5 protein-coding genes are annotated in these 4,214 nt (G+C 66.2%); 4 read left to right on the plus strand and 1 reads right to left on the minus strand.

All coding sequences use genetic code 11. The annotated features are described in order from the left end of the window. The 4 genes from atpA to ACK4IU_RS18480 all read left to right on the plus strand — a co-directional run. On the plus strand, positions 1 to 921 hold a 921-nt coding region (gene atpA / locus ACK4IU_RS18465; RefSeq protein WP_409738280.1), incomplete at its 5' end, for a F0F1 ATP synthase subunit alpha. Between the two features lie 22 nt (positions 922 to 943). Then, positions 944 to 1,810: a F0F1 ATP synthase subunit gamma gene (locus ACK4IU_RS18470; protein WP_409738283.1), complete on the plus strand. Its 867-nt coding sequence runs from the start codon at positions 944 to 946 to the stop codon at positions 1,808 to 1,810. 20 nt (positions 1,811 to 1,830) lie between these two features. Then, positions 1,831 to 3,273: a F0F1 ATP synthase subunit beta gene (gene atpD, locus ACK4IU_RS18475; protein ID WP_409738286.1), complete on the plus strand. Its 1,443-nt coding sequence runs from the start codon at positions 1,831 to 1,833 to the stop codon at positions 3,271 to 3,273. A gap of 9 nt (positions 3,274 to 3,282) precedes the next feature. Continuing rightward, entirely contained in the window at positions 3,283 to 3,675 is a 393-nt protein-coding gene (locus ACK4IU_RS18480; protein ID WP_409738289.1) for a F0F1 ATP synthase subunit epsilon, read from the plus strand. 65 nt (positions 3,676 to 3,740) lie between these two features. Here the strand turns inward: ACK4IU_RS18480 and ACK4IU_RS18485 are convergent. Beyond that, a partial coding sequence (locus ACK4IU_RS18485) for a hypothetical protein (RefSeq protein ID WP_409738292.1) occupies positions 3,741 to 4,214 on the minus strand: 474 nt, incomplete at its 5' end.

Raw genomic sequence — 4,214 nt, forward strand, 5'->3', positions numbered from 1 at the left:
GCGGTCGGGCAGAAGCGGTCCACCGTTGCCCAGCTGGTGAAGAAGCTGGAAGAGACCGGCGCCATGGCCTACACGATCGTCGTGGCCGCCACCGCCTCGGACCCGGCGCCGATGCAGTTCCTGGCGCCCTATTCGGCGACCGCCATGGCGGAATACTTCCGCGACAACGGCCGCCATGCGCTGATCATCTACGATGACCTGTCCAAGCAGGCCGTCGCGTATCGCCAGATGTCGCTGCTGCTGCGTCGTCCGCCGGGGCGCGAGGCCTATCCGGGCGACGTGTTCTACCTGCACTCGCGCCTGCTGGAGCGTTCGGCCAAGCTGAACGAGGATTTCGGCGCCGGTTCGCTGACGGCGCTGCCGATCATCGAAACCCAGGCGGGCGACGTGTCGGCCTATATCCCGACCAACGTGATCTCGATCACCGACGGCCAGATCTTCCTGGAAACCGAACTGTTCTACCAGGGCATCCGTCCGGCCGTGAACACCGGTCTGTCGGTGTCGCGCGTGGGCTCCTCGGCCCAGACCTCGGCGATGAAGTCGGTTGCGGGCAAGGTGAAGCTGGAACTGGCGCAGTACCGCGAAATGGCGGCCTTCGCGCAGTTCGGCTCCGACCTCGACGCCTCGACCCAGGCGCTCCTGAACCGCGGCGCGCGCCTGACCGAGCTGATGAAGCAGAACCAGTATTCGCCGATGACCAACGCCGAGATCGTCTGCGTGATCTTCGCCGGCACCAACGGCTATCTCGACAAGATCGCGGTCAAGGACGTGGGCCGGTTCGAGGCGGGTCTGCTGCAGCACCTGCGCACCAAGGGCAAGGCGCTGCTGGACGACATCACCAAGAACGACCGCAAGGTGGCGGGCGATCTGGAAAAGGCCATCCGCGCGGAACTCGACGCCTTCGCCAAGACCTTCGCTTGAAGCGCCCTGAAGGAGTAGGCAGATGCCCAGCCTGAAGGACCTCAAGAACCGGATCGGAAGCGTGAAGAACACGCGGAAGATCACCAAGGCGATGCAGATGGTCGCCGCAGCCAAGCTGCGGCGGGCGCAGGAGGCTGCCGAGGCCGCCCGACCCTTCGCCGAGCGGATGACGGCGGTGATGTCGGCGCTGGCCGCCGGCGTCGGCACCGGGGAAGGCGCGCCGAAGCTTCTGGCCGGGAACGGCAAAGATCATGTGCATCTTCTGGTGGTGATGACCTCGGAGCGCGGCCTTTGCGGCGGCTTCAACTCGTCCATCGTCAAGCTGGCGCGCACCCGTGCCAGCGAGCTGGCGGCGGCGGGCAAGACGGTGAAGATCCTGACCGTCGGCAAGAAGGGCCGCGAGCAGCTGAAGCGCGACTGGGGCAATGCCTTCGTCGGCCATGTCGATCTGAGCGAAGTGAAGCGCGTGGGCTATGCCAATGCGCAGGCCATCGCGCGCGAGGTCATGGCGGCCTTCGAGGCCGGCGAGGCCGACGTGGTGACGATCTTCTACAACCGCTTCCAGTCGGTGATCAGCCAGATCCCGACCGAACAGCAGGTGATCCCGGCCAAGTTCGAAGCGACCGGCGCCTCGGCGCTGTACGACTACGAACCCTCGGAAGAGGCGATCCTGGCCGACCTTCTGCCGCGCGGCGTGGCCACGCAGATCTTCACCGCCCTTCTGGAAAACGGCGCCTCGGAGCAGGGCGCGCGGATGTCCGCGATGGACAACGCGACCCGCAATGCCGGCGACATGATCAACAAGCTGACGATCCAGTACAACCGGAGCCGTCAGGCCGCGATCACCAAGGAACTCATCGAAATCATTTCGGGCGCCGAGGCGCTCTGACGAACCCGGAGTAAAAGACAATGGCAAAAGCCCCGAAAGCATCCGCTGGCACCGGCAAGGTGACGCAGGTCATCGGCGCCGTCGTCGACGTGCAGTTCGATGGCGCGCTGCCCGCGATCCTGAACGCGCTGGAAACCACCAACAACGGCAAGCGCCTGATCCTCGAGGTCGCGCAGCACCTGGGCGAGAACACCGTGCGCACCATCGCCATGGACGCCTCGGAGGGCCTGGTGCGGGGCACCCCGGTCAAGGACCTGGGCGCGCCGATCTCGGTTCCCGTGGGTGATGCCACCCTCGGCCGCATCCTGAACGTCATCGGCGAGCCGGTGGACGAAAAGGGCCCGGTCGTGGCCAAGGAAACCCGGGCGATCCACCAGCCCGCGCCTGCCTTCAGCGAACAGGCCACGGAAAGCCAGATCCTGGTGACCGGCATCAAGGTCATCGACCTTCTGGCGCCCTATGCCAAGGGCGGCAAGATCGGCCTCTTCGGCGGCGCCGGCGTGGGCAAGACGGTTCTGATCATGGAACTGATCAACAACATCGCCAAGGTGCACTCGGGCTATTCCGTCTTCGCCGGTGTGGGCGAGCGGACGCGCGAGGGCAACGACCTCTACCACGAGATGATCGAATCGGGCGTCATCAAGATCGACGACCTGTCCGCCTCCAAGGTGGCGCTGGTCTATGGCCAGATGAACGAACCCCCGGGGGCCCGTGCCCGCGTGGCGCTGACCGGCCTGACGCTGGCCGAGCAGTTCCGCGACCAGTCCGGGACGGACGTGCTGTTCTTCGTGGACAACATCTTCCGCTTTACCCAGGCGGGTTCGGAAGTGTCCGCGCTTCTGGGCCGTATCCCTTCGGCCGTGGGCTACCAGCCGACGCTGGCCACCGACATGGGCGCGCTGCAGGAACGCATCACCTCGACCAAGGCGGGCTCGATCACCTCGGTGCAGGCGATCTACGTTCCGGCCGACGACCTGACCGACCCCGCGCCTGCGACCTCGTTCGCCCACCTCGACGCCACCACGGTTCTGTCGCGTGCGATCTCGGAACTGGGCATCTACCCAGCGGTGGACCCGCTCGACTCGACCTCGCGTCTGCTGGACCCGGCGGTCATCGGGGAAGAGCACTACAACGTCGCCCGTTCGGTGCAGGGTATCCTTCAGCGCTACAAGTCGCTGCAGGACATCATCGCCATCCTTGGCATGGACGAACTGTCGGAAGAGGACAAGCTGACCGTTGCCCGCGCCCGGAAGATCCAGCGCTTCCTGTCGCAGCCCTTCGACGTGGCGAAGGTGTTCACCGGCTCGGACGGCGTGCAGGTGCCGCTGGAGAAGACCATCGCGTCCTTCAAGGCGGTGGTGAACGGCGAGTACGACCACCTGCCGGAAGCCGCCTTCTACATGGTCGGCGACATCGAGGAAGTGAAAGCCAAGGCTGCCAAACTCGCGGCAGCTGCGGCGTAAGGGGGCAAGATGGCCAGCTCGGTTCAATTCGACCTCGTCAGCCCGGAGCGGCGCCTTGCGTCCTTCCCGGCGACCGAGGTCCAGATTCCCGGCGCTGACGGGGACATGACGGCGATGGAGGGCCATGCGGCCACCATCACCTCGCTGCGCCCCGGGGTTCTGAAGGTGGTCGGCGCCGAGGGCACGAAAGCCTATGTCGTGACCGGCGGTTTCGCCGAGATCAGCGCCACCGGCGTTTCGGTCCTGGCCGAACAGGCCGTGCCGCTGGACGAGCTGACTCCGGCGGCGCTGGACGCGCTGGTGGCCGATGCCTGCGAGGCGGCGGCCGTCAACTCGGACAAGGACGCGGCCGACAAGGCGGTGGCCGATCTTTACGCGATGCGGGCCCAGGCGGGTATCTGACGGACACCGGCATCCAGGAAAACGAAGGCCCCGGATCCCCGGGGCCTTTGCATTTGCCCGAAGGGCTAGGCGTCGACCGGTTCCGCCTCACCCACGGGGCAGCAGCGGTATTCGTGACTTTTCTCCAGAAGCTCGATCCGCTTGGCCAGAAGCTTGTTTTCCAACGCCTTGCGTTCCAGGTCGAGCGCGATGGACTTCTGGCGGCCATCTTCGCAGGTGTTGCAGCGGTCAAGGCAACCCTTCACCACGATGCCTTGCGTCGGCAGGCAGAAGGTTCGTTCGAAGTTCAGCTCTGCCGCGAGCTTCGCACCGACCGCGTCCGACCCCGCCTGCGCCAGTATGCCTTCCTTGACGAGATCGGCGTCAACCTGCTTCAGGGCGGCATCCTGCGCCGCGACCGAGAGCGGCTGCGCGTTGATCGCGACCCGGAACGGTGCCAGGACGGGGGCGAAGCCAAGGCCGACATTGCCGATCCCGCCCGCGGTCCCGAGCACGTTCGCGCGCTGCGCGGCGGCCGATGTCCGGCCCTCGGCCTGCAC

The organism is Tabrizicola flagellatus (genome assembly GCF_046295235.1).
GTDB lineage: Bacteria > Pseudomonadota > Alphaproteobacteria > Rhodobacterales > Rhodobacteraceae > Tabrizicola > Tabrizicola flagellata_A.

Coding starts and splice junctions, on each gene's coding strand:
- ACK4IU_RS18470 (WP_409738283.1), top strand. CDS start 944: ATGCCCAGCCTGAAGGACCTCAAGAACCGGATCGGAAGCGTGAAGAAC.
- atpD (WP_409738286.1), top strand. CDS start 1,831: ATGGCAAAAGCCCCGAAAGCATCCGCTGGCACCGGCAAGGTGACGCAG.
- ACK4IU_RS18480 (WP_409738289.1), top strand. CDS start 3,283: ATGGCCAGCTCGGTTCAATTCGACCTCGTCAGCCCGGAGCGGCGCCTT.